The sequence below is a fragment of the Agromyces flavus genome (assembly GCF_900104685.1).
Classification (GTDB): domain Bacteria; phylum Actinomycetota; class Actinomycetes; order Actinomycetales; family Microbacteriaceae; genus Agromyces; species Agromyces flavus.
Map to the genome: position 1 here is coordinate 565,133 of NZ_LT629755.1, position 17,949 is coordinate 583,081.

Annotated in this window: 17 protein-coding genes; 14 read left to right on the plus strand and 3 right to left on the minus strand. The window is 70.4% G+C overall.

Annotation, left to right across the window (positions count from 1 at the left end; translation table 11 throughout):
- Nucleotides 1–34 precede the first annotated feature (34 nt).
- From gcvP to BLT99_RS02835, 3 genes are read left to right on the plus strand one after another with little or no spacing between them, the layout of a single operon-like run.
- Nucleotides 35–2,932, plus strand: coding sequence for an aminomethyl-transferring glycine dehydrogenase (gene gcvP / locus BLT99_RS02825; protein WP_092669131.1), 2,898 nt, complete (start codon nucleotides 35–37; stop codon nucleotides 2,930–2,932).
- 55 nt (nucleotides 2,933–2,987) lie between these two features.
- Nucleotides 2,988–3,494: a sigma-70 family RNA polymerase sigma factor gene (locus BLT99_RS02830; protein WP_092669136.1), complete on the plus strand. Its 507-nt coding sequence runs from the start codon at nucleotides 2,988–2,990 to the stop codon at nucleotides 3,492–3,494.
- Nucleotides 3,491–4,186, plus strand: a complete 696-nt coding sequence (locus tag BLT99_RS02835) for an anti-sigma factor family protein (protein WP_092669137.1) — start codon at nucleotides 3,491–3,493, stop codon at nucleotides 4,184–4,186. The genes BLT99_RS02830 and BLT99_RS02835 overlap by 4 nt, the downstream gene beginning before the upstream one ends.
- A 37-nt stretch (nucleotides 4,187–4,223) precedes the next feature.
- On the opposite strand, the gene BLT99_RS02840 is transcribed toward BLT99_RS02835, so the two are convergent.
- On the minus strand, nucleotides 4,224–4,436 hold the full coding sequence (locus tag BLT99_RS02840; RefSeq protein WP_157674916.1) for a hypothetical protein: 213 nt from the start codon (nucleotides 4,434–4,436) through the stop codon (nucleotides 4,224–4,226).
- 152 nt (nucleotides 4,437–4,588) lie between these two features.
- On the opposite strand from BLT99_RS02840, the gene BLT99_RS02845 reads away from it, so the two are divergent.
- Nucleotides 4,589–5,059 (plus strand): hypothetical protein, encoded by a 471-nt coding sequence (locus BLT99_RS02845; protein ID WP_092669139.1) that lies wholly within the window; start codon nucleotides 4,589–4,591, stop codon nucleotides 5,057–5,059.
- Here BLT99_RS02845 and BLT99_RS02850 read toward each other — a convergent pair.
- Nucleotides 5,005–5,769, minus strand: a complete 765-nt coding sequence (locus BLT99_RS02850; protein ID WP_092669140.1) for a CPBP family intramembrane glutamic endopeptidase — start codon at nucleotides 5,767–5,769, stop codon at nucleotides 5,005–5,007. The two genes, BLT99_RS02845 and BLT99_RS02850, sit on opposite strands and share 55 nt — an antisense overlap.
- Before the next feature lie 213 nt (nucleotides 5,770–5,982).
- On the opposite strand from BLT99_RS02850, the gene BLT99_RS02855 reads away from it, so the two are divergent.
- The 6 genes from BLT99_RS02855 (at nucleotide 5,983) to BLT99_RS02880 (ending at nucleotide 14,581) form a co-directional block, all read left to right on the plus strand.
- The gene (locus tag BLT99_RS02855) at nucleotides 5,983–7,602 is read left to right on the plus strand and encodes a peptide ABC transporter substrate-binding protein (protein WP_092669141.1); all 1,620 of its coding nucleotides are present in this window, start codon (nucleotides 5,983–5,985) and stop codon (nucleotides 7,600–7,602) included.
- A gap of 188 nt (nucleotides 7,603–7,790) precedes the next feature.
- A complete protein-coding gene (locus BLT99_RS02860; RefSeq protein WP_092669146.1) occupies nucleotides 7,791–8,720 on the plus strand; it encodes an ABC transporter permease in 930 nt (309 codons plus the stop codon).
- Nucleotides 8,710–9,666: an ABC transporter permease gene (locus BLT99_RS02865; protein WP_092669148.1), complete on the plus strand. Its 957-nt coding sequence runs from the start codon at nucleotides 8,710–8,712 to the stop codon at nucleotides 9,664–9,666. The genes BLT99_RS02860 and BLT99_RS02865 overlap by 11 nt, the downstream gene beginning before the upstream one ends.
- Nucleotides 9,663–11,432 carry a dipeptide ABC transporter ATP-binding protein gene (locus tag BLT99_RS02870; RefSeq protein ID WP_092669150.1) on the plus strand — a complete coding sequence of 590 codons (1,770 nt, stop codon included), beginning with the start codon at nucleotides 9,663–9,665 and terminating at the stop codon, nucleotides 11,430–11,432. Before BLT99_RS02865 ends, BLT99_RS02870 begins: the two co-directional genes overlap by 4 nt.
- A gap of 207 nt (nucleotides 11,433–11,639) precedes the next feature.
- Nucleotides 11,640–13,544 carry a translational GTPase TypA gene (gene typA, locus BLT99_RS02875; protein ID WP_092669152.1) on the plus strand — a complete coding sequence of 635 codons (1,905 nt, stop codon included), beginning with the start codon at nucleotides 11,640–11,642 and terminating at the stop codon, nucleotides 13,542–13,544.
- A gap of 347 nt (nucleotides 13,545–13,891) precedes the next feature.
- The gene (locus BLT99_RS02880; protein ID WP_157674917.1) at nucleotides 13,892–14,581 is read left to right on the plus strand and encodes a M23 family metallopeptidase; all 690 of its coding nucleotides are present in this window, start codon (nucleotides 13,892–13,894) and stop codon (nucleotides 14,579–14,581) included.
- Nucleotides 14,582–14,601: 20 nt separating this feature from the next.
- Here BLT99_RS02880 and BLT99_RS02885 read toward each other — a convergent pair whose 3' ends face one another.
- Nucleotides 14,602–15,414 (minus strand): enoyl-CoA hydratase/isomerase family protein, encoded by an 813-nt coding sequence (locus BLT99_RS02885; RefSeq protein WP_092669156.1) that lies wholly within the window; start codon nucleotides 15,412–15,414, stop codon nucleotides 14,602–14,604.
- 87 nt (nucleotides 15,415–15,501) lie between these two features.
- Between BLT99_RS02885 and BLT99_RS17535 the strand changes: the two genes are divergently transcribed.
- From BLT99_RS17535 to dapC, 4 genes are read left to right on the plus strand one after another with little or no spacing between them, the layout of a single operon-like run.
- Nucleotides 15,502–15,951, plus strand: coding sequence for a hypothetical protein (locus BLT99_RS17535; protein WP_157674918.1), 450 nt, complete (start codon nucleotides 15,502–15,504; stop codon nucleotides 15,949–15,951).
- On the plus strand, nucleotides 15,951–16,379 hold the full coding sequence (locus BLT99_RS17540) for a hypothetical protein (RefSeq protein ID WP_157674919.1): 429 nt from the start codon (nucleotides 15,951–15,953) through the stop codon (nucleotides 16,377–16,379). Before BLT99_RS17535 ends, BLT99_RS17540 begins: the two co-directional genes overlap by 1 nt.
- Before the next feature lie 39 nt (nucleotides 16,380–16,418).
- A complete protein-coding gene (gene fdxA, locus BLT99_RS02895) occupies nucleotides 16,419–16,739 on the plus strand; it encodes a ferredoxin (RefSeq protein ID WP_092669160.1) in 321 nt (106 codons plus the stop codon).
- Between the two features lie 2 nt (nucleotides 16,740–16,741).
- Nucleotides 16,742–17,857: a succinyldiaminopimelate transaminase gene (gene dapC / locus BLT99_RS02900; RefSeq protein ID WP_092669162.1), complete on the plus strand. Its 1,116-nt coding sequence runs from the start codon at nucleotides 16,742–16,744 to the stop codon at nucleotides 17,855–17,857.
- Nucleotides 17,858–17,949: the final 92 nt, after the last annotated feature.

Here is a 17,949-nt window from a genome sequence, read left to right on the forward strand (position 1 = left end):
CCGCCCTTCGACCAGCGAACGAACCAGGAAGACGATGACGACCAGCACCTCCACGGCCTTCGACATCGACGCCTTCGGGCGCCGTCACATCGGCACGACCCCGCGCGACCACGAGTGGATGCTCGCCGCGCTCGGCTACGACTCGCTCGACGCCCTCATGGGCGCCGCAGTCCCGACCGCGATCCGCATGCACGAGGTCGTCGACTCGGTGATCCCGCCCGCCGCGACGGAGCGCGAGGCGATCGCCGAGCTTCGCGAGCTCGCCGACCGCAACGCGGTGCGCACGTCGATGATCGGGCTGGGCTACTCGGGAACGATCACCCCCGCGGTGATCCAGCGGAACGTGCTCGAGAACCCGAGCTGGTACACGGCGTACACGCCCTACCAGCCCGAGATCTCGCAGGGCCGCCTCGAGGCGCTCATCAACTTCCAGACGATGGTGTCCGACCTCACCGGGCTCGACACCGCCAACGCGTCGATGCTCGACGAGGGCACCGCGGTCGTCGAGGGCATGCTGCTCGCCCGCCGCGGATCGAAGAACCGCTCGGACCGGTTCGTGGTCGACGCCGACGCGCTGCCGCAGACGCTCGCGCTCCTGCGCTCGCGCGCCGAGGCGGTCGGCATCGAGCTCGTCGTGGCCGACCTCGACGAGACGACGGATGTCGCGGCGCTCGGCGAGCACTTCGGCCTCTTCGTGCAGTACCCGGGCGCCTCGGGCCGGGTGTGGAACCCGTCATCCGTCATCGCCGCGTCCAAGGAGCAGGGCGCGCTCGCCGTCGTCGCGGCCGACCTGCTCGCGATGTCGCTGCTCACGAGCCCCGGCGGGCTCGGCGCCGACGTCGCGGTCGGCACGTCGCAGCGCTTCGGCGTGCCAATGGGCTTCGGCGGTCCCCACGCCGGGTACATGGCGGTGCGCAAGGGCCTCGAGCGGCAGCTCCCGGGCCGCCTCGTGGGCGTGTCGCAGGATGCTGCGGGCCACCCCGCCTACCGGCTGAGCCTCCAGGCGCGCGAGCAGCACATCCGTCGCGAGAAGGCGACGTCGAACATCTGCACCGCTCAGGTGCTGCTCGCCGTCATGGCGTCGATGTACGCGGTCTACCACGGGCCGCGCGGCATCCGGCACATCGCGGTGACGACCGCCGCGAAGGCCAAGGCGCTCGCCGACGTGCTCGCGGGCTACGGCCTGACCCTCGCGCACGAGGCGTACTTCGACACGCTGCGCGTGCACGTGCCCGGCCTCGCGAAGAACACCGTGGAGCGGGCCCGCGAGCTCGGCCTCAACCTCTGGGAGGCCGACGAGGCGACCGTGCACATCGCCGTCGACGAGACCACCACGGCCGACGAGCTCTCGCGCGTCGTCGAGGCGTTCGGGTTCGACCCGCGCGTCGAGGTGCCGGTCTCGCTCCGCGAGCTGCCGGCGAGCCTGCCCGAGTCGCTGCGCCGCACGTCGTCGTACCTCGAGCACCCGGTGTTCAACACGCACCAGTCCGAGACGCAGATGATGCGCTACCTCAAGTCGCTGGCCGATCGCGACTACGCGCTCGACCGGGGCATGATCCCCCTGGGCTCGTGCACCATGAAGCTCAACGCGGCGACCGAGATGCAGGCGGTCACGTGGCCCGAGTTCGCCAACCTGCACCCGTTCGCGCCCGAGGCCGACGTGGTGGGCACGCTCGGCCTCATCGAGCAGCTCGAGAGCTGGCTCGCCGAGGTCACCGGTTACGACACGGTGTCGCTGCAGCCGAACGCGGGCAGCCAGGGCGAGCTCGCGGGCCTGCTGGCGATCCGCGGCTACCACCTCGCGAACGGCGACGCCGAGCGCGACGTCTGCCTCATCCCGTCGAGCGCGCACGGCACGAACGCCGCCTCGGCGGTGCTCGCCGGCATGAAGGTCGTGGTCGTCGCGACCGACGACCTCGGCAACGTCGACCTCGACGACCTCCGCGCGAAGATCGCCGACCACGCCGAGCGCATCGCGGCGCTCATGATCACCTATCCCTCCACGCACGGCGTGTACGAGCACGAGGTCAAGTCGATCACCCAGGCCGTGCACGACGCCGGCGGGCAGGTGTACATCGACGGCGCGAACCTCAACGCGCTGCTCGGCTTCGCCCGGTTCGGCGACGTCGGCGGCGACGTCTCGCACCTCAACCTGCACAAGACGTTCTGCATCCCGCACGGTGGCGGCGGCCCCGGTGTCGGCCCGGTCGCCGCGAAGGCGCACCTCGCGCCGCACCTGCCCGGCCACCCGATGGCGCAGCGCGCCGACCACGCCGGCGGCGTCACGCACGACGGCGGCCCGGTGTCGGCCGCGCCCTACGGCAGCCCGTCGATCCTGCCGATCTCGTGGGCGTACGTGCGCATGATGGGCGCCGAGGGCCTCAAGCAGGCGACCGCGACCGCGGTGCTCGCGGCCAACTACGTCGCCGCGCGCCTGCGCGACCACTTCCCGGTGCTCTACACGGGCGAGAACCACCTCGTCGCGCACGAGTGCATCCTCGACCTGCGCCCGCTCACGGCCGAGACCGGCGTCACGGTCGACGACGTCGCCAAGCGACTCATCGACTACGGCTTCCACGCACCCACCATGTCGTTCCCCGTCGCGGGCACGCTCATGGTCGAGCCGACCGAGTCCGAGGACCTCGCCGAGCTCGACCGCTTCATCGAGGCGATGATCGCGATCAAGGCCGAGGCCGACGCGGTCGGCCGCGGCGAGTGGCCGGTCGACGACAACCCGCTGCGCAATGCACCGCACACCGCCGAGTCGGTGATCGCGGGGGAGTGGACGCATCCGTACACGCGCGAGCAGGCGGTCTATCCGGTGCATGCGCTCGTGCGCACCAAGTACTGGGCGCCCGTGCGTCGCATCGACCAGGCCTACGGTGACCGCAACCTCGTGTGCGCCTGCCCGCCGATCGAGGCGTTCGCGTAGCGGGGCGATGAACCCCGGCGGGCCCGGCATCGTTTGTGAATGCAGGAGGTGACGGATGCCGCCCGAGGACGATCGCCGGCTCGTCGCGCTGTACGACGCGCACGCGCCGTCCCTGTGGCGCTACGTCGTCCACCTGACGGGCGACCCGTCCGGGGCGGACGACATCGTGCAGGAGACCCTGCTCAGGGCGTGGCGGAGCCCGCGCATCCTCGAGCAGGCGCCCGAGTCGACGCGGTCGTGGATGTTCACGGTCGCGAGGAACCTGGTCATCGACGAAGCGCGCAGTGCGCGTCGTCGGCATGAGATCGGCATGGCCGAGCTGCCCGACCCGGGGCGCAGCGACGGCACCGACGCGCTGTTCGAGGGCCTGCTCATCGAGGAGGCGCTCGCGGGCCTCGACATGGAGCACCGTGCCGTGATCGTCCATGCATACTACGGCGGATGCAGCGTCGCCGAGGTCGCCCGCCGGGTCGGCATCCCCGAGGGCACGGTCAAGTCGCGCCTGCACTACGGCCTGCGAGCCCTGCGGCTGGCGCTCCAGGAGAAGGGGGTGACGCGATGAAACCGGATCACTCGCGCTACGCCGACTGGGACTCGGCCTACGTGCTCGGCGCGCTCGCTCCCGGGGAGCGTCGCGACTACGAGGCGCACCTCGAGACGTGCGAGGCGTGCCGCCGCTCGGTGGGCGAGCTCGCGCCGATGCCCGGGCTGCTGGCCCGGCTCGCGGCGGACCGCGCCGAAGCGCTGCTCGATGAGACCGCCGTGGGCGCCCCCGCGCCCAGGCCCGAGCTGCTCGACGCCGTCCGACGGGAGGGAGGGCGGCGCCGCCGCAGGACGCGCGTGCGGTTCGCGCTGGCGGCTGCGGCGGCGGTCGTCGTGATCGCGGCGGTGGCCATCCCGCTCGCGCTCATGCGACCCGCGGCTGCGGGGGAGACGGTCGCGTTCCGATCGCTCTCCGACCGACCGGTGTCGGCCTCGGCCGTCCTGAGCCCGGTCGACTGGGGCACCAGGATCGAGCTGGACTGCACGTACGACGCCGAGCCCGGCGACGAGGGTGACGGGGCCGGCTGGCCGTACTCCCTCGTCGTGGTCGGCAAGGACGGCGAGCGCAGCGAGGTGTCGAGCTGGCGGGCGTCGCCGGGTGCGACGGCGCGACTCGAGGCGGGTACGGCTCTTGCGGTCGATGAGATCGTGTCGCTCGAGATCCGTGCGGTCGGAAGCGGCGACGTCCTGCTCCGGGCGGACGTCGGCTGAGCCGCTCGCCGAGCCCGCGGGGGTTCGGTGCTGAAGCTCAGGCGCCGGCCGGCCGCGGCCGCACCGGGACGGGCGCGGCGTGCCGACCTCGTTCCGCGTAGACGACGCGCGGTGTCGTGTCGATGGCGGCAGCCCGGCGGGCGATCGCCCGGTCGCGAGCGTCGGCGATCTCGGATTCGTCGGGCCGGGTGCGGCGGGTCGTGGCGCGCGCGGCGAGTCCGCCTGCCGCGATGGCGTGTGCGAGGTGCATGGTCGTCCCGTCTCCCTGCGTGCGGCGTCGTGGACCGTGGTTCGCCACGGCCGGGACCATGCTCGTGGACACGACCTCGGACGGGATCCGGGCCGTCCCCATGTGCCCGCCCGGGAGTACACTGAGGTTCTCTCGCACTAGGGGGTGCGCGCATGATCCCGATGGACCTCGTCGCGGCCATCGCGACGGTCGCCTTCGTCGGCGTGATGGTGGGCTGTACGCTCGCCGGATCGGCCTCGCACGGACTGCAGCAGCGGGCCGGGCTGGTCGAACGCCGCAATCCCGGCCTCGCCGAGGCACTGCGCCGCGCCGATGCGCTGAGCGACATGGCCCGCGGCGGCGGCTTCATCGGGATGGAGTCGATGTCGACCGTCTGCACGCCCAGCCGACGGAGCTGGATCGACGGCGCACGCGTCCGGGCGGCGGATTCCGACCTCCGGGTCGAGCCGCCCGAGGAGGCGCTGCCGCCGATGCCGGCCACCGTCGTCGCGCTCGCACGGGGCCGGCACGTCGTCGAGTCGCCGCGCCCGCGGCATCCGTCGACCCGGCCGGTCGAGCCCGCCGCGCCTCAGCTCTCGGGCGGCGCGAACAGCCCGGGCCAGAGCCCGACCGCGAGCGGATAGCCGACGAACGACACGATGTCGAGGAGCCAGTGCGCGATGACGAGCGGCATCGTGCGACCCCATCGCGTGTAGGCCCATCCGAACACGACGCCCATCACGGCGTTGCCCACGAAGGCGCCGAAGCCCTGGTACAGGTGATAGGTGCCGCGGAGCAGCGCGCTCGACAGGATCGTCGCCCACGGGCCCACGCCGAGCTCGCGCAGGCGCGTGAACAGGTAGCCCACCGCGATGACCTCCTCGGTCAGCGCGGCCTTGAGCGCGGCGAGGACCAGGATCGGCACCGTCCACCAGTGCGCGTCCAGCGGCTGCGGCACGACGGCGACCGTGAAGCCGAGCGCGCGTCCGGCCGCGTAGAGCGCGAGGCCGGGCACCCCGATCACCGCGGCCAGAAGCACGCCGGATGCCGCGTCGCGCCCGGGGCGCGTGAAGTCCAGGCCGATCCTGCGGAAGGGACTGCGGCCGGGCTGCCAGAGCAGGTAGAGGACGAGCGCGACCACCGCGAGGCCGAACACCACGTCGAGGAACTGGTACGTGAAGTCCAGCCACTCGCGCGCGGAGCGCGACTGGTTCAGCGCGGCGCTCTGCTGCCCGAGCGGGCGCTCGTCGGTGACGCGGGCGATGATCGACACGATCGAATAGACCGCCGACGCGCCGAGTGAGAGGGCGAGCACGATCGCGACCTCGATGCGCAGACGTCTCGCCGAGGCCATGCGGCAATCCTCGCACGGGGCGCGCCGACGCAAGATTCGTGCGTCACCGCCTGCTCATCTGAGCAGGATCCCTGTCGTAGGTTGCGCCTCGGTAACGGTTCCGGGATCGGGTTTGACCGGCTCGAACCCGCTTATAGTCTCGATTCACCTACAAGCGCCCCCTCGCTCGATCACGAACTTGCGCGAGCGTGCGCTCATCTCACAGGAGGAACATTGAAGATCAAGAGATTCGGCGTTGCCGCCGTGGCTCTTGCGGCGGCCGGCGTCCTGACGCTGGCCGGATGCTCGACCAGCAACGAGCCCGCGGCACCCGAGGGTGACTCGACCGCGATCATCACGGTCAACAACACCGAGCCCCAGAACCCGCTCATCCCGACCAACACCAACGAGGTCGGCGGCGGTCTGGTCCTGCAGAACATCTTCGCGGGCCTGGTGTACTACAAGGCCGACGGTTCCGTCGAGAACGACGTCGCCGAGTCGATCGAGTCCGACGACGCGCAGACCTGGACCATCAAGATCCGCGACGGCCTGACCTTCACGAACGGCGACCCGGTCAACGCCGAGTCGTTCGTCAAGGCGTGGAACTACGGCGCCGCGCTCGACAACGCGCAGCTCTCGAGCTACTTCTTCGAGTCGATCGAGGGCTTCAGCTACGACGAGAACGTCGCGGAGCTGCCGGGTCTCGAGGTCGTGGACGACCTGACCTTCACGGTCAAGCTCAAGCAGCCCGAGTCCGACTTCCCGCTGCGCCTCGGCTACACCGCGTACTTCCCGGTGCCCGAGTCGGCGTGGGAGGACATCGAGGCCTTCGGCGAGAACCCGATCGGCAACGGCCCGTACATGCTCGACGGCGAGGGTGCGTGGGCTCACAACGAGCGCATCGACCTCGTCAAGAACGAGGACTACGACGGCCCGCGCGCCGCGGCGAACGGCGGGATCGACATGATCCTGTACGCGACCACCGACGCTGCGTACGCCGACCTGCAGGGCGGCAACCTCGACGTCATCCAGGAGATCCCCGACAGCGCGATCCAGACCTTCGAGACCGAGTTCGAGGGCCGTTCGGTCAACCAGCCGGCCGCCGCGAACGCGACGCTCACCATCCCCGACCGCCTCGCGCACTTCTCGGGCGAAGAGGGCCACCTGCGTCGTCAGGCCATCTCGCACGCGATCAACCGCGAGGAGATCACCGACGTGATCTTCAACGGCACCCGCACCCCGGCGACCGACTTCACCTCGCCGGTCATCGACGGCTACTCCGACGAGCTCGAGGGCGCTGACGTGCTCGACTTCGACGCCGAGCTGGCCGCCGACCTGTGGGCGCAGGCCGACGCGATCGCTCCGTGGAGCGGTTCGTTCGAGATCCAGTACAACGCCGACGGCCCCAACCAGGGCTGGGTCGACGCGGTCGCCAACCAGCTGAAGAACAACCTCGGCATCGAGGCGGCCGGCAAGCCGATCCCGACCTTCGCCGAGCACCGCACGCTCATCACCGAGCGTCAGGCCGACACCGCCTTCCGCAACGGCTGGCAGTTCGACTACCCGTCGATGTTCAACGGCCTGGGCCCGATCTACGGCACGGGCGCCGGCTCGAACGACGGCGACTACTCGAACCCCGAGTTCGACAAGCTGCTCGACGAGGGCGCCAGCGCTTCCGATGTCGAGGAGGGCATCGAGAAGTTCCAGCAGGCCCAGGAGATCCTCTTCGAGGACCTCCCCTCGATCCCGCTCTGGTACACGAACGCCACGGGTGCCTGGGGCGAGCAGGTCGACAACGTGGAATTCGGCTGGGACAGCTGGCCGATCCTCCACCAGATCACCAAGAGCGAGTAATTCTCGTTCCAAGGCGACTCGGGGTTAGACTCTGAGGCGCCCGTGGGGCGGCGGTCGGATCGACCGCCGCCCCACTCCCACGTAACCACGCGGTGCGCGGCCGATCGGCGTAGCATCGTGTGGACGAACTCGCAAACGGTGAGGTTTCTTCAACATGTCAACGACCACGACAAGCGAGGCCTGATCTCATGGCCGGCTACATCGTGCGCCGACTGCTCCAGGCGATCCCTGTGCTGCTCGGCACCACCTTCCTGATCTACTTCATGGTCTTCGCCATGCCCGGCGACCCGATCGTCGCGCTCTTCGGCGAGAAGACCCCCCCGCCCCAGGTCCTCGAGCAGGTGCGCGAACGGTACAACCTGGACCAGCCGTTCATCGTGCAGTACCTGCTCTTCCTCGGCGGCATCTTCCGCGGCGACTTCGGCATCTCGTTCTCGGGGCAGCCGGTCTCGAACATCCTCGCGGCGACGTTCCCCGTGACGTTGCGGCTGGCGCTGTTGGCGATCTTCATCGAGATGGTCGCGGGCATCACGATCGGCCTCATCTCGGGCCTGCGAAAGGGCGGCATCTTCGACGCATCGGCGCTCGTGGTCAGCCTCATCCTGATCTCGCTGCCCGTCTTCGTCGTGGCGTTCGTCGCGCAGTTCATCTTCGGCATCCAGCTCGGCTGGTTCCGGACGACCGTGGGCACCGGCGCCCCGATGCAGGACCTGATACTTCCAGCGATCGTGCTGGCGACCATCAGCTTCGCGCAGATCACCCGACTGACGAGGGCGTCGGTCATCGAGACGGACACCCAGGACTTCGTTCGCACCGCCGCGAGCAAGGGCCTGTCGCGCCGCCGCATCGTCCCGGTGCACATCCTGCGCAACTCGCTCATCCCCGTCGTCACCTACCTCGCCGTGGACTTCGGCGTGCTCATGGTCGGCGCGACGGTCACCGAGGGCATCTTCAACGTGCCCGGAGTCGGCCGCACCCTGTACCAGGCGATCATCCGAGGCGAGGGACCGACCGTCGTCTCGTTCGTGACCGTCATGGTGCTGATCTACCTGGTCATCAACCTGCTGGTGGATCTGCTCTACGCCGTGCTCGACCCGAGGATCCGCTATGCCAAGTAACACCACTCGACCAGATCAGCAGCACTTCGTCGCTCCCATCGAAGAGACGCCGCTCGTCGCGATCGATTCGGTCAAGACCGAGGGCAAGCCGTCGAACCTCTGGCGCGACGCCTGGCTCGACGTCCGGAAGCGTCCGATGTTCTGGATCTCGGCGGCGCTCATCGTGTTCGTCGTGATCGTCGCCCTGTTCCCGGGCTGGTTCACCCAGGTCCCGCCGAACAACGACTGCCAGCTCGCCAACAGCAACGGCGGCCCGCAGCCCGGGCACCCGTTCGGCTTCACCCGCCAGGGCTGCGACGTCTACTCGCGCGTCATCCACGGCACGTCGACCTCGCTCTCGGTCGGCATCATCGTGACCGTCCTCGTCGCGTTCCTCGGCCTGGTCTTCGGCGGTCTCGCGGGCTTCTACGGCGGATGGATCGACTCGGTGCTCTCGCGCCTGGGCGACATCTTCTTCTCGATCCCCTACATCCTCGCGGCCGTGGTCATCATGTCGGTGCTCTCGCAGTATGCGAACGTCTGGGTGATCTCCCTCGCGATCGGCATATTCGCGTGGCCGGCGACCGCACGTGTGCTGAGAGCCGAGATCCTGAGAGTGAAGAACGCCGACTTCGTGATGGCGGCCACCGCGCTCGGCGTCTCGCCGTTCAAGATCCTCCTCCGTCACGTCCTGCCGAACTCGATCGCGCCCGTCATCGTCATCACGACGATCTCGCTCGCGTCGGCCATCGTCGCCGAGGCGACGCTGTCGTTCCTCGGCGTCGGCCTGCCGTCGTCGACGATGTCCTGGGGCAATGACATCAGCCAGGCGCAGACCGACCTCCGGACGGCTCCGCACACGCTGATCATCCCCTCCATCGCGCTCTCGATCACCGTGCTGAGCTTCATCATGCTCGGCGAGGTCATCCGCGACGCGCTCGACCCGAAGGCGAGGGCGCAGCGATGACCACCGCAGTGAACGGAACCGACGTACAGCAGTCCACTACCGGCACCGGGGAGCGACCGCTCCTCGAGATCAAGGACCTCAAGGTCGCCTTCAACACCCAGGATGGCAAGGTCACCGCCGTCGACGGCGTGAACATCACCCTCTACCGCGGCCAGAGCCTGGCCATCGTGGGCGAGTCCGGCTCGGGCAAGTCCACCACCGCGCACGCGATCATCAACCTCCTTCCGGGCACCGGGCACATCGCCGGCGGCCAGATCCTCCTCGACGGCCAGGACATCTCCAAGGCATCGAAGAAGGACATGGAGGCGATCCGCGGGCGCAAGATCGGCTTCGTGCCGCAGGATCCGATGTCGAACCTCAACCCGGTCTGGTCGATCGGCTTCCAGGTCGAGGAGGGCATCCGGGCCAACGGCATCGCCAGCGGGCGCAAGGAGGTCCGTGCGCGCGCGATCGAGGTGCTGAAGCAGGCCGGCCTGAAGGATGCCGACCGTCGACTCAAGCAGTTCCCGCACCAGTTCTCGGGCGGCATGCGTCAGCGCGTGCTGATCGGCATGGGCCTCGCGGCCGACCCGCAGCTGCTCATCGCCGACGAGCCCACCTCGGCGCTCGACGTGACGGTGCAGCGGGTCATCCTCGACCACCTCGAGTCGCTCACGCGCGAGCTCGGCACCACGCTGCTCTTCATCACGCACGACCTCGGCCTGGCGGCCGAGCGGGCCGAGCAGCTCGTGGTCATGTACAAGGGCAAGATCGTGGAGTCGGGCCCGTCGCTCGAGATCCTGCAGAACCCGCAGCACCCGTACACGCAGCGGCTGGTCGCCGCGGCGCCGAGCCTCGCCTCGCGCCGCATCCAGGCCTCCGGCAGCGTCGCGGCGGCCGAGGCCTCGATCTCCGAGGATGCCGGCCACGTCGCGGGCGACACCATCGACCTCATCGCGACGGCCGAAGCCCGGCAGGAGGTGGTCGAGGCGGCCGCCGCGCTGCCTCCGGCCATCGTCGTCGAGGACCTGACCAAGGTGTTCAAGATCCGGGGTTCGGGCGACTTCACCGCGGTCGACCAGGTCTCGTTCCAGATCCCCAAGGGCACCACGATGGCGCTCGTGGGCGAGTCGGGATCGGGCAAGTCCACCGTGGCGAAGATGCTCCTCAAGCTCGAGGATGCGACGAGCGGCAAGATCATGGTCGGCGGCAAGGACCTGGCCAAGCTCACCGGCAAGGAGCTCTTCGACCTCCGCAGCCGGATGCAGCCGGTGTTCCAGGACCCGTACGGCTCGCTGAACCCGCTCCGCAACATCGGCAACACGATCGCCGAGCCGCTGTTCACGCACAGGGTGGGCGACCGCGCGTCGCGCCGCGAGCGCGTGTACGAACTGCTCGACCAGGTGTCGCTGCCGCGCACCCTCGTCGGCCGCTACCCCAACGAGCTCTCGGGCGGCCAGCGCCAGCGCATCGCGATCGCGCGGGCGCTCGCGCTCAAGCCCGAGATCGTGGTGCTCGACGAGGCCGTGTCGGCGCTCGACGTGCTCGTGCAGGCGCAGATCCTGCGCCTGCTCGCCGACCTGCAGGCCGAGCTCAACCTCACGTACCTCTTCATCACGCACGACCTCGCCGTCGTGCGCGTCATCGCCGACCACGTCAGCGTGATGCAGAAGGGGCGCATCGTCGAGGCCGCGGCGACCGACGAGGTCTTCGACACCCCCACGCAGCAGTACACCAAGGACCTGCTCGCGGCCATCCCGGGCGCGAACCTCAAGCTCGGCGCGTAACGCGCCCTGCGGTCCTGCGACCGGACGCCCGGCATCCGCTTCGGATGCCGGGCGTCCGGCGTCTCGGCACGAGAAGGTAGGCTGGTCGGGCGCGAACCGTCGTCACGGCCCGTCGCGCTCCCACCGACTCCTTCCCAGCGCCTCCCGCGCTGCCCGATCCGCGCCCCGGTGCCCGTACGGCCACCGGAGCCCACGCGAGGACCCATCATGGCCAAGGCCACCCGTCACGACCTGCGCAACGTCGCGATCGTCGCCCACGTCGACCACGGCAAGACGACGCTCGTCGACGCGATGCTCAAGCAGACCCATTCGTTCGCCGACCACGCCCACGTCGACGAGCGCGCGATGGACTCGAACGAGCTCGAGCGCGAGAAGGGCATCACGATCCTCGCGAAGAACACCGCGGTCGAATACGACGGTCGCCACGCGACCGACGGCCCGGTGACGATCAACGTGATCGACACCCCCGGGCACGCCGACTTCGGCGGCGAGGTCGAGCGAGGCCTGTCGATGGTCGACGGTGTCGTGCTGCTGGTCGATGCCTCCGAGGGGCCGCTGCCGCAGACCCGATTCGTCCTCCGAAAGGCGCTCGAGGCGCGCCTGCCGGTCATCCTGCTCGTGAACAAGACGGACCGGCCCGACGCGCGCATCGACGAGGTCGTCGCCGAGAGCCAGGACCTGCTCCTCGGACTCGCGTCCGACCTCGCCGACGACGTGCCCGACCTCGACCTCGACGCGATCCTCGATGTCCCGGTGGTGTACGCGTCGGGCAAGGCCGGCCGGGCCTCGCACCAGAAGCCCGCGAACGGGAGCCTGCCCGACTCCGACGACCTCGAGCCGCTCTTCGAGGCGATCCTCCAGCACGTCCCGGCGCCGACGTACGACGACGAGGCTCCGCTGCAGGCGTGGGTCACCAACCTCGACGCGTCGCCGTTCCTCGGTCGCCTCGCCCTGCTCCGCGTCTTCAACGGCCGCATCCGCAAGGGGCAGACGGTCGCGTGGGTGCGTCACGACGGCTCGCACTCGAACGTCCGCATCACCGAGCTGCTCAAGACCAAGGCGCTCGAGCGCTTCCCGGCCGAGGAGGCCGGCCCCGGCGACATCATCGCGGTCGCCGGCATCGAGGACATCACGATCGGCGAGACGCTCGCCGACCCCGACGACGTGCAGCCGCTTCCCGCGATCCACGTCGACGACCCGGCGATCTCGATGACGATCGGCACCAACACGTCGCCCATCGTCGGCAAGGTCAAGGGGCACAAGCTCACGGCGCGGATGGTCAAGGACCGCCTCGACCGCGAACTCGTGGGCAACGTCTCGCTCAAGGTGCTCGAGATCGGGCGACCCGACGCGTGGGAGGTGCAGGGCCGTGGCGAGCTCGCGCTCGCGATCCTCGTCGAGCAGATGCGACGTGAGGGCTTCGAGCTCACGGTCGGCAAGCCGCAGGTGGTCACGAAGACCGTCGACGGCAAGGTGCACGAGCCGTACGAGCACCTCACGATCGATGCGCCCGAGGAGTACCTCGGCGCGATCACGCAGCTCCTCGCGGCGCGCAAGGGCCGGATGGACAACATGGCGAACCACGGCACGGGCTGGGTCCGCATGGAGTTCATCGTCCCGAGCCGCGGCCTCATCGGCTTCCGCACCGAGTTCCTGACGATCACGCGCGGCACCGGCATCGCGAACGCGATCTCCCACGGCTACGACGAGTGGGCCGGCGCCATCACGACCCGGAACAACGGCTCGATCGTCGCCGACCGCGCCGGGGTCGTCACTCCCTTCGCGATCATCGCGCTCCAGGAGCGCATGACCTTCTTCGTGAACCCGACCGAGGAGGTGTACGAGGGCATGGTCATCGGCGAGAACTCGCGCACCGACGACATGGACGTGAACATCACCAAGGAGAAGAAGCTCACGAACATGCGGTCCTCGACCGCCGACACGTTCGAGTCGATGACGCCGTCCCGGCAGCTGACGCTCGAGGAGTGCCTCGAATTCGCCCGCGAGGACGAGTGCGTCGAGGTGACTCCCGAGAAGGTCCGGATCCGCAAGGTGATCCTCGACCAGACCGAGCGGGCGCGCGCGGCGTCGCGCCTGAAGAAGCAGGCGTAGCGCGATTCGGCGGGGGCGGATGGCGCCGCCCTCGCCGCGGCGGCGTCGAGGGTCCGCCGCATGCGAATGGATGAAGTTCCCAGACTACGCGTCGTAGGGTGTTCGGGTTCGTTCGAAACGTATTCAGTTGTTACGAAACCGTTACCCCCGGAAACGCCCCCTTTATGACCTTCCCCCAGCACGGCCGCCGCGCGGCCGCACGTACCTCCCTGCGCTCCGCCGGTCCCCGCACGCGGCGCTCGAGCCCGACCGGCTCGACCCCGATCGATTCCGCGCGTCGCGCGGCCCGAGCCGCTGATCCGGCTCCCCAGCGTCGAACCCGCTCGGCCCTTCCCAGCCGCTCCGCGATGTCGATCGGCGCGATGTCGGTCGTCGGCGGACTGCTCCTCGCGACGAGCGTCCCCGCCCTCGCCGTCACGGCGACGGACACCGAGGTCCGCGCATCCGTCTACGCGCCCGCCGAGGACACGCTCTCGGTGCGGCCGCAGTCGCTGGACGTCGGCTCCGAGGTCGCCCTCGCCCCCATCGACACCGAGGCGTGGGAGGTCGAGGCGGCACCGCCGCCCATCGAGTCGAGCGTGGCCGGCGTGGGCTCGGTGTCGCTCATCGAGACGCCGCGCGTCGTGTGGCCGGTCGACCCGTCCCGCATCAGCGGTGGCTTCGGCGGCCGTGACGCGCCCTGCGCAGGCTGCTCGACGTTCCACGACGGCATCGACTTCACCCCGGGCGTCGGCTCGCCGATCGTCTCCCTCGCCGACGGCGTCGTGATCACGGCGACCGAGTCGGGCGGTGGCCTCGGTGTCTACGTCGAGGTCCAGCACAACATCGGCGGCCAGCTCATCACCTCCCTCTACGCGCACCAGCAGTACGGTTCGCTCCAGGTGTCGGTGGGCCAGCGGGTCACGGCCGGCCAGGTCATCGGCGCGGTCGGCACGACCGGGCAGTCCACCGGGCCGCACCTCCACCTCGAGATGTACGGCGCCGACGGCGTCCGCTTCGACGGGCTCGCCTGGCTCCAGTCGCACGTCACCGGCTGAGCCGGGCGCGGCGGGCGACGTCAGCGGCCGCTGAAGCGAGGTTCGCGCTTCTCGAGGAACGCGGCGACGCCCTCGCGCATGTCGGTGGTCCGGAACGCGTCCTCGAAGCCGGCGACCTCGAGCTCGCTCGCGCGCTCGGTCGGCGTGCCCGCCGCCTCGACCAGCACGCGCTTCGCCAGCGCGACCGCGGTCCACGCGTTCTCGGCGACCTCGGCGATGGTCGCGCGCGCGCCCTCGAGGAGCGCCTCGCGGTCGGTGAAGCGTCGTGCCACGAGGCCCGCCCGTTCGGCGGTCTCGGCGTCGATCCGTCGGCCGGTGAAGATGAGCTCCTTGGCGAGCGGGAGTCCGACCGCACGCGGGAGCCGCACCGTTCCGCCGAAGCCGGGGATGAGCCCCAGCCGCACCTCGGGCTGGCCGAACCCCGACGCATCCGTCGCGTAGATGAGGTCGCACGCGAGCGCGAGTTCGAGGCCGCCGCCGAGCGCGAATCCGTCGACGCACGCGATCACCGGGGCGGGGAACGCCTCGATCGCCGCGGCGACGCGGTGGCCGAGTCGCGCGGCCTCGGCACCCTCCTCGGGCGTGAGCTCCGCGAGCGAGCGGATGTCGGCTCCCGCGACGAACGCGCGGCCCCCCTCGCCGACCACGAGGACGCCCCGGACGGCGTCGCCCTCGGATGCGAGCCGGTCGAACGCGTCGGCCAGTGCGCGCAGCACCTCGGGGGAGAGCGCGTTGAGCGCCTTCGGCCGATCGATGACCACCGTCGCCACGACGCCGTCGCGTTCGATGCGCACGGGGGGCGCGGCGGGGGCGGTCACGGGCTGCTCGGTCATCTGGCTCGTCCTTCCCGCGGCGCGGCGCCGCGCTCGCGACCACGCTACGCCATGCCCGTCACCGGAGCCGCCGGTAGACTCGCGGTCATGCCTGCCCCCCGCCTTCGCGGCCGCCTCGCCGCGCTGTCCGCCGTCGCCCTGGCGACGCTCGTGCTCACCGGTTGCGTCGGCAACCCGGTGCAGGACCTCGTCGACCGCACCGTGGAAGACACGGTCGAGGGCGCGACGGGCGGCGACGTCGAACTCGGCGGCGACCTCCCCGCCGACTTCCCGGCCTCCGTCCCCGTGATCGACGGCACGATCGAGGTCGCCGGCGGCGCGGGCGGGAACGGCGACGGCTGGATGGTCGTGCTCACGCCCGAGGGCGCCGATCCGGTCGCCGATGCGACCTCGGCGCTGACCGCGTCGGGCTTCACCGAGGATGCGTCGCTCTCTGGCGATGCCGCCGGTGGCTCCGTCTACACCGATGGGCAGTACGTCGTCGTGCTCGCCGGCGACGCGACCACCGTGACGTACACGGTCTTCCCTGCGCCGTGATGAGCGCCGTGACCCCCGCGCCCCGCGTACGGGACGATGAGCCCGGTCGTTCCCTCGCCTCCCGGCTCGGCACGCTGGCGGTCGCGTTCCTCGTCGGGCTGGTCTACGGCACGATCACGACGGTCGGCCATCGGCACGCCTGGCAGCTGGGCGAGGTCACGATCCCGTGGGGGCTCGTCCTCGGGCTGATCGGCGTGGCGGCGCTGCTCGTCGGGATCCGCCTGGTCGCCGGGGGTCGAGCCGCGGCGATCGCCGCCGCAGTCGGCGTCGTGGGCGCCGTCGCGCTGCTGTCCCTGCCCGGACCCGGCGGTTCCGTCCTCATGCCCAGCGGTGTCGCGGGCACCGTGTGGGCCGTCGGGCCTGCGCTCATCGCGGTGCTCGTCGTGGCCTGGCCCTCGCTGCCGTCACGCGACACCCGTCGCGCGTAGACTGGCACTCCAGCCTCTTCGAAGGGACCGCGACCCACCGTGACCTACGTCATCGCCCTGCCGTGCGTCGATGTGAAAGACCGTGCCTGCATCGACGAGTGTCCCGTCGACTGCATCTACGAGGGTGAACGCTCGCTCTACATCCACCCTGACGAATGCGTCGACTGCGGTGCCTGCGAGCCGGTGTGCCCCGTCGAGGCCATCTACTACGAAGACGACCTGCCCGACGAGTGGGCCGACTACTACAAGGCGAACGTCGAGTTCTTCGACGACATCGGCTCGCCGGGCGGCGCCGCGAAGGTCGGCGTGATCCCGAAGGACCACCCGCTCGTCGCCGCCCTGCCGCCCCAGGGCCACTGAGCATGGCGCTCGGAGCGCTGCCCGAGTACCCGTGGGATCTCATGGTCCCGTATCGCGATCGCGCCATCTCGCATCGCGACGGCATCGTCGACCTCTCGATCGGCTCGCCGATCGACCCGACGCCCGAGGTCGTGCGCGAGGCGCTCGCGGCGGCGACCGACGCGCATTCCTATCCGGCGACGATCGGGACGACCGCGCTGCGACGCGCGATCCTCGACTGGTTCGCGCGCCGGCGCGGGGTCGTCGGCCTCGATCTCGACGCGGTGCTGCCGACGATCGGATCAAAGGAACTCGTCGCACTGCTGCCGTTCTTCCTCGGCGTCGGGGCCGGAGACCGCGTCGTGCACCCGCGGGCGGCCTACCCGACCTACGAGATGGGCGCGGTGTTCGCGGGCGCGACGGCCGTGGCATCCGACGACCCCGACGAATGGCCCGAGCACACCCGCCTCGTCTGGGTGAACTCGCCCGGCAACCCCGACGGCCGCGTGCTCGGCGTCGAGGAACTGCGCCGCGCGGTCGCCCGGGCGCGCGAGCTCGGCGCCGTGATCGTCGGCGACGAGTGCTATGCCGAGCTCGGCTGGGAGACACCGTGGGATGCCACACCCGTGCCGAGCATCCTCGACCCGAGGGTGACCGACGGCGACACCACGCATGTGCTGGCGATCTACTCGCTCTCGAAGCAGTCCAACATGGCCGGGTACCGCGCGGCCTTCGTGGCCGGATGCCGCGACTCGATCGCGCGACTGACGACGGCGCGCAAGCATGCCGGTCTGATGGTCCCCGCACCGCTGCAGTCCGCGATGACCGTCGCCCTCGGCGACGAAGCGCATGTGGCCGAGCAGAAGGAGCGGTACCGCGCGCGGCGTGCGCTCCTCAAGCCCGCCCTCGAGGACGCCGGATTCCGCATCGATCACAGCGACGCCGGACTCTACCTCTGGGCCACCGAGGGGCGCGACGCGTGGGAGTCGATCGGCCGCCTGGCCGACCTCGGGATCCTGGGCGGACCCGGTCATTTCTACGGGACCCACTTCCCGCAGCACATCCGTCTCTCGCTCACGGCACCCGACGAACGCATCGCCTCAGCCGCCGCGCGCCTCCGCGCCACCGCCGTGCTGTGACATCCGCCAATCGCTTCCGCCATCTGTTGGCGGATGCGACAGTGTGCCGTCGGCACGTCTAGGCTGTATTCGGGCCGCGCGCGCCGACCGAC

Bases quoted from the DNA above. Each gene is read 5' to 3' on its own strand.
- BLT99_RS02870 (WP_092669150.1), top strand. From the start codon at position 9,663: ATGACCACCGCAGTGAACGGAACCGACGTACAGCAGTCCACTACCGGC.
- typA (WP_092669152.1), top strand. From the start codon at position 11,640: ATGGCCAAGGCCACCCGTCACGACCTGCGCAACGTCGCGATCGTCGCC.
- BLT99_RS02845 (WP_092669139.1), top strand. From the start codon at position 4,589: ATGATCCCGATGGACCTCGTCGCGGCCATCGCGACGGTCGCCTTCGTC.
- BLT99_RS02850 (WP_092669140.1), bottom strand. From the start codon at position 5,769: ATGGCCTCGGCGAGACGTCTGCGCATCGAGGTCGCGATCGTGCTCGCC.
- BLT99_RS02835 (WP_092669137.1), top strand. From the start codon at position 3,491: ATGAAACCGGATCACTCGCGCTACGCCGACTGGGACTCGGCCTACGTG.
- BLT99_RS02830 (WP_092669136.1), top strand. From the start codon at position 2,988: ATGCCGCCCGAGGACGATCGCCGGCTCGTCGCGCTGTACGACGCGCAC.
- BLT99_RS17535 (WP_157674918.1), top strand. From the start codon at position 15,502: ATGCCTGCCCCCCGCCTTCGCGGCCGCCTCGCCGCGCTGTCCGCCGTC.
- dapC (WP_092669162.1), top strand. From the start codon at position 16,742: ATGGCGCTCGGAGCGCTGCCCGAGTACCCGTGGGATCTCATGGTCCCG.
- BLT99_RS02865 (WP_092669148.1), top strand. From the start codon at position 8,710: ATGCCAAGTAACACCACTCGACCAGATCAGCAGCACTTCGTCGCTCCC.
- BLT99_RS02860 (WP_092669146.1), top strand. From the start codon at position 7,791: ATGGCCGGCTACATCGTGCGCCGACTGCTCCAGGCGATCCCTGTGCTG.
- BLT99_RS17540 (WP_157674919.1), top strand. From the start codon at position 15,951: ATGAGCGCCGTGACCCCCGCGCCCCGCGTACGGGACGATGAGCCCGGT.
- BLT99_RS02880 (WP_157674917.1), top strand. From the start codon at position 13,892: ATGTCGATCGGCGCGATGTCGGTCGTCGGCGGACTGCTCCTCGCGACG.
- BLT99_RS02885 (WP_092669156.1), bottom strand. From the start codon at position 15,414: ATGACCGAGCAGCCCGTGACCGCCCCCGCCGCGCCCCCCGTGCGCATC.
- gcvP (WP_092669131.1), top strand. From the start codon at position 35: ATGACGACCAGCACCTCCACGGCCTTCGACATCGACGCCTTCGGGCGC.
- BLT99_RS02840 (WP_157674916.1), bottom strand. From the start codon at position 4,436: ATGCACCTCGCACACGCCATCGCGGCAGGCGGACTCGCCGCGCGCGCC.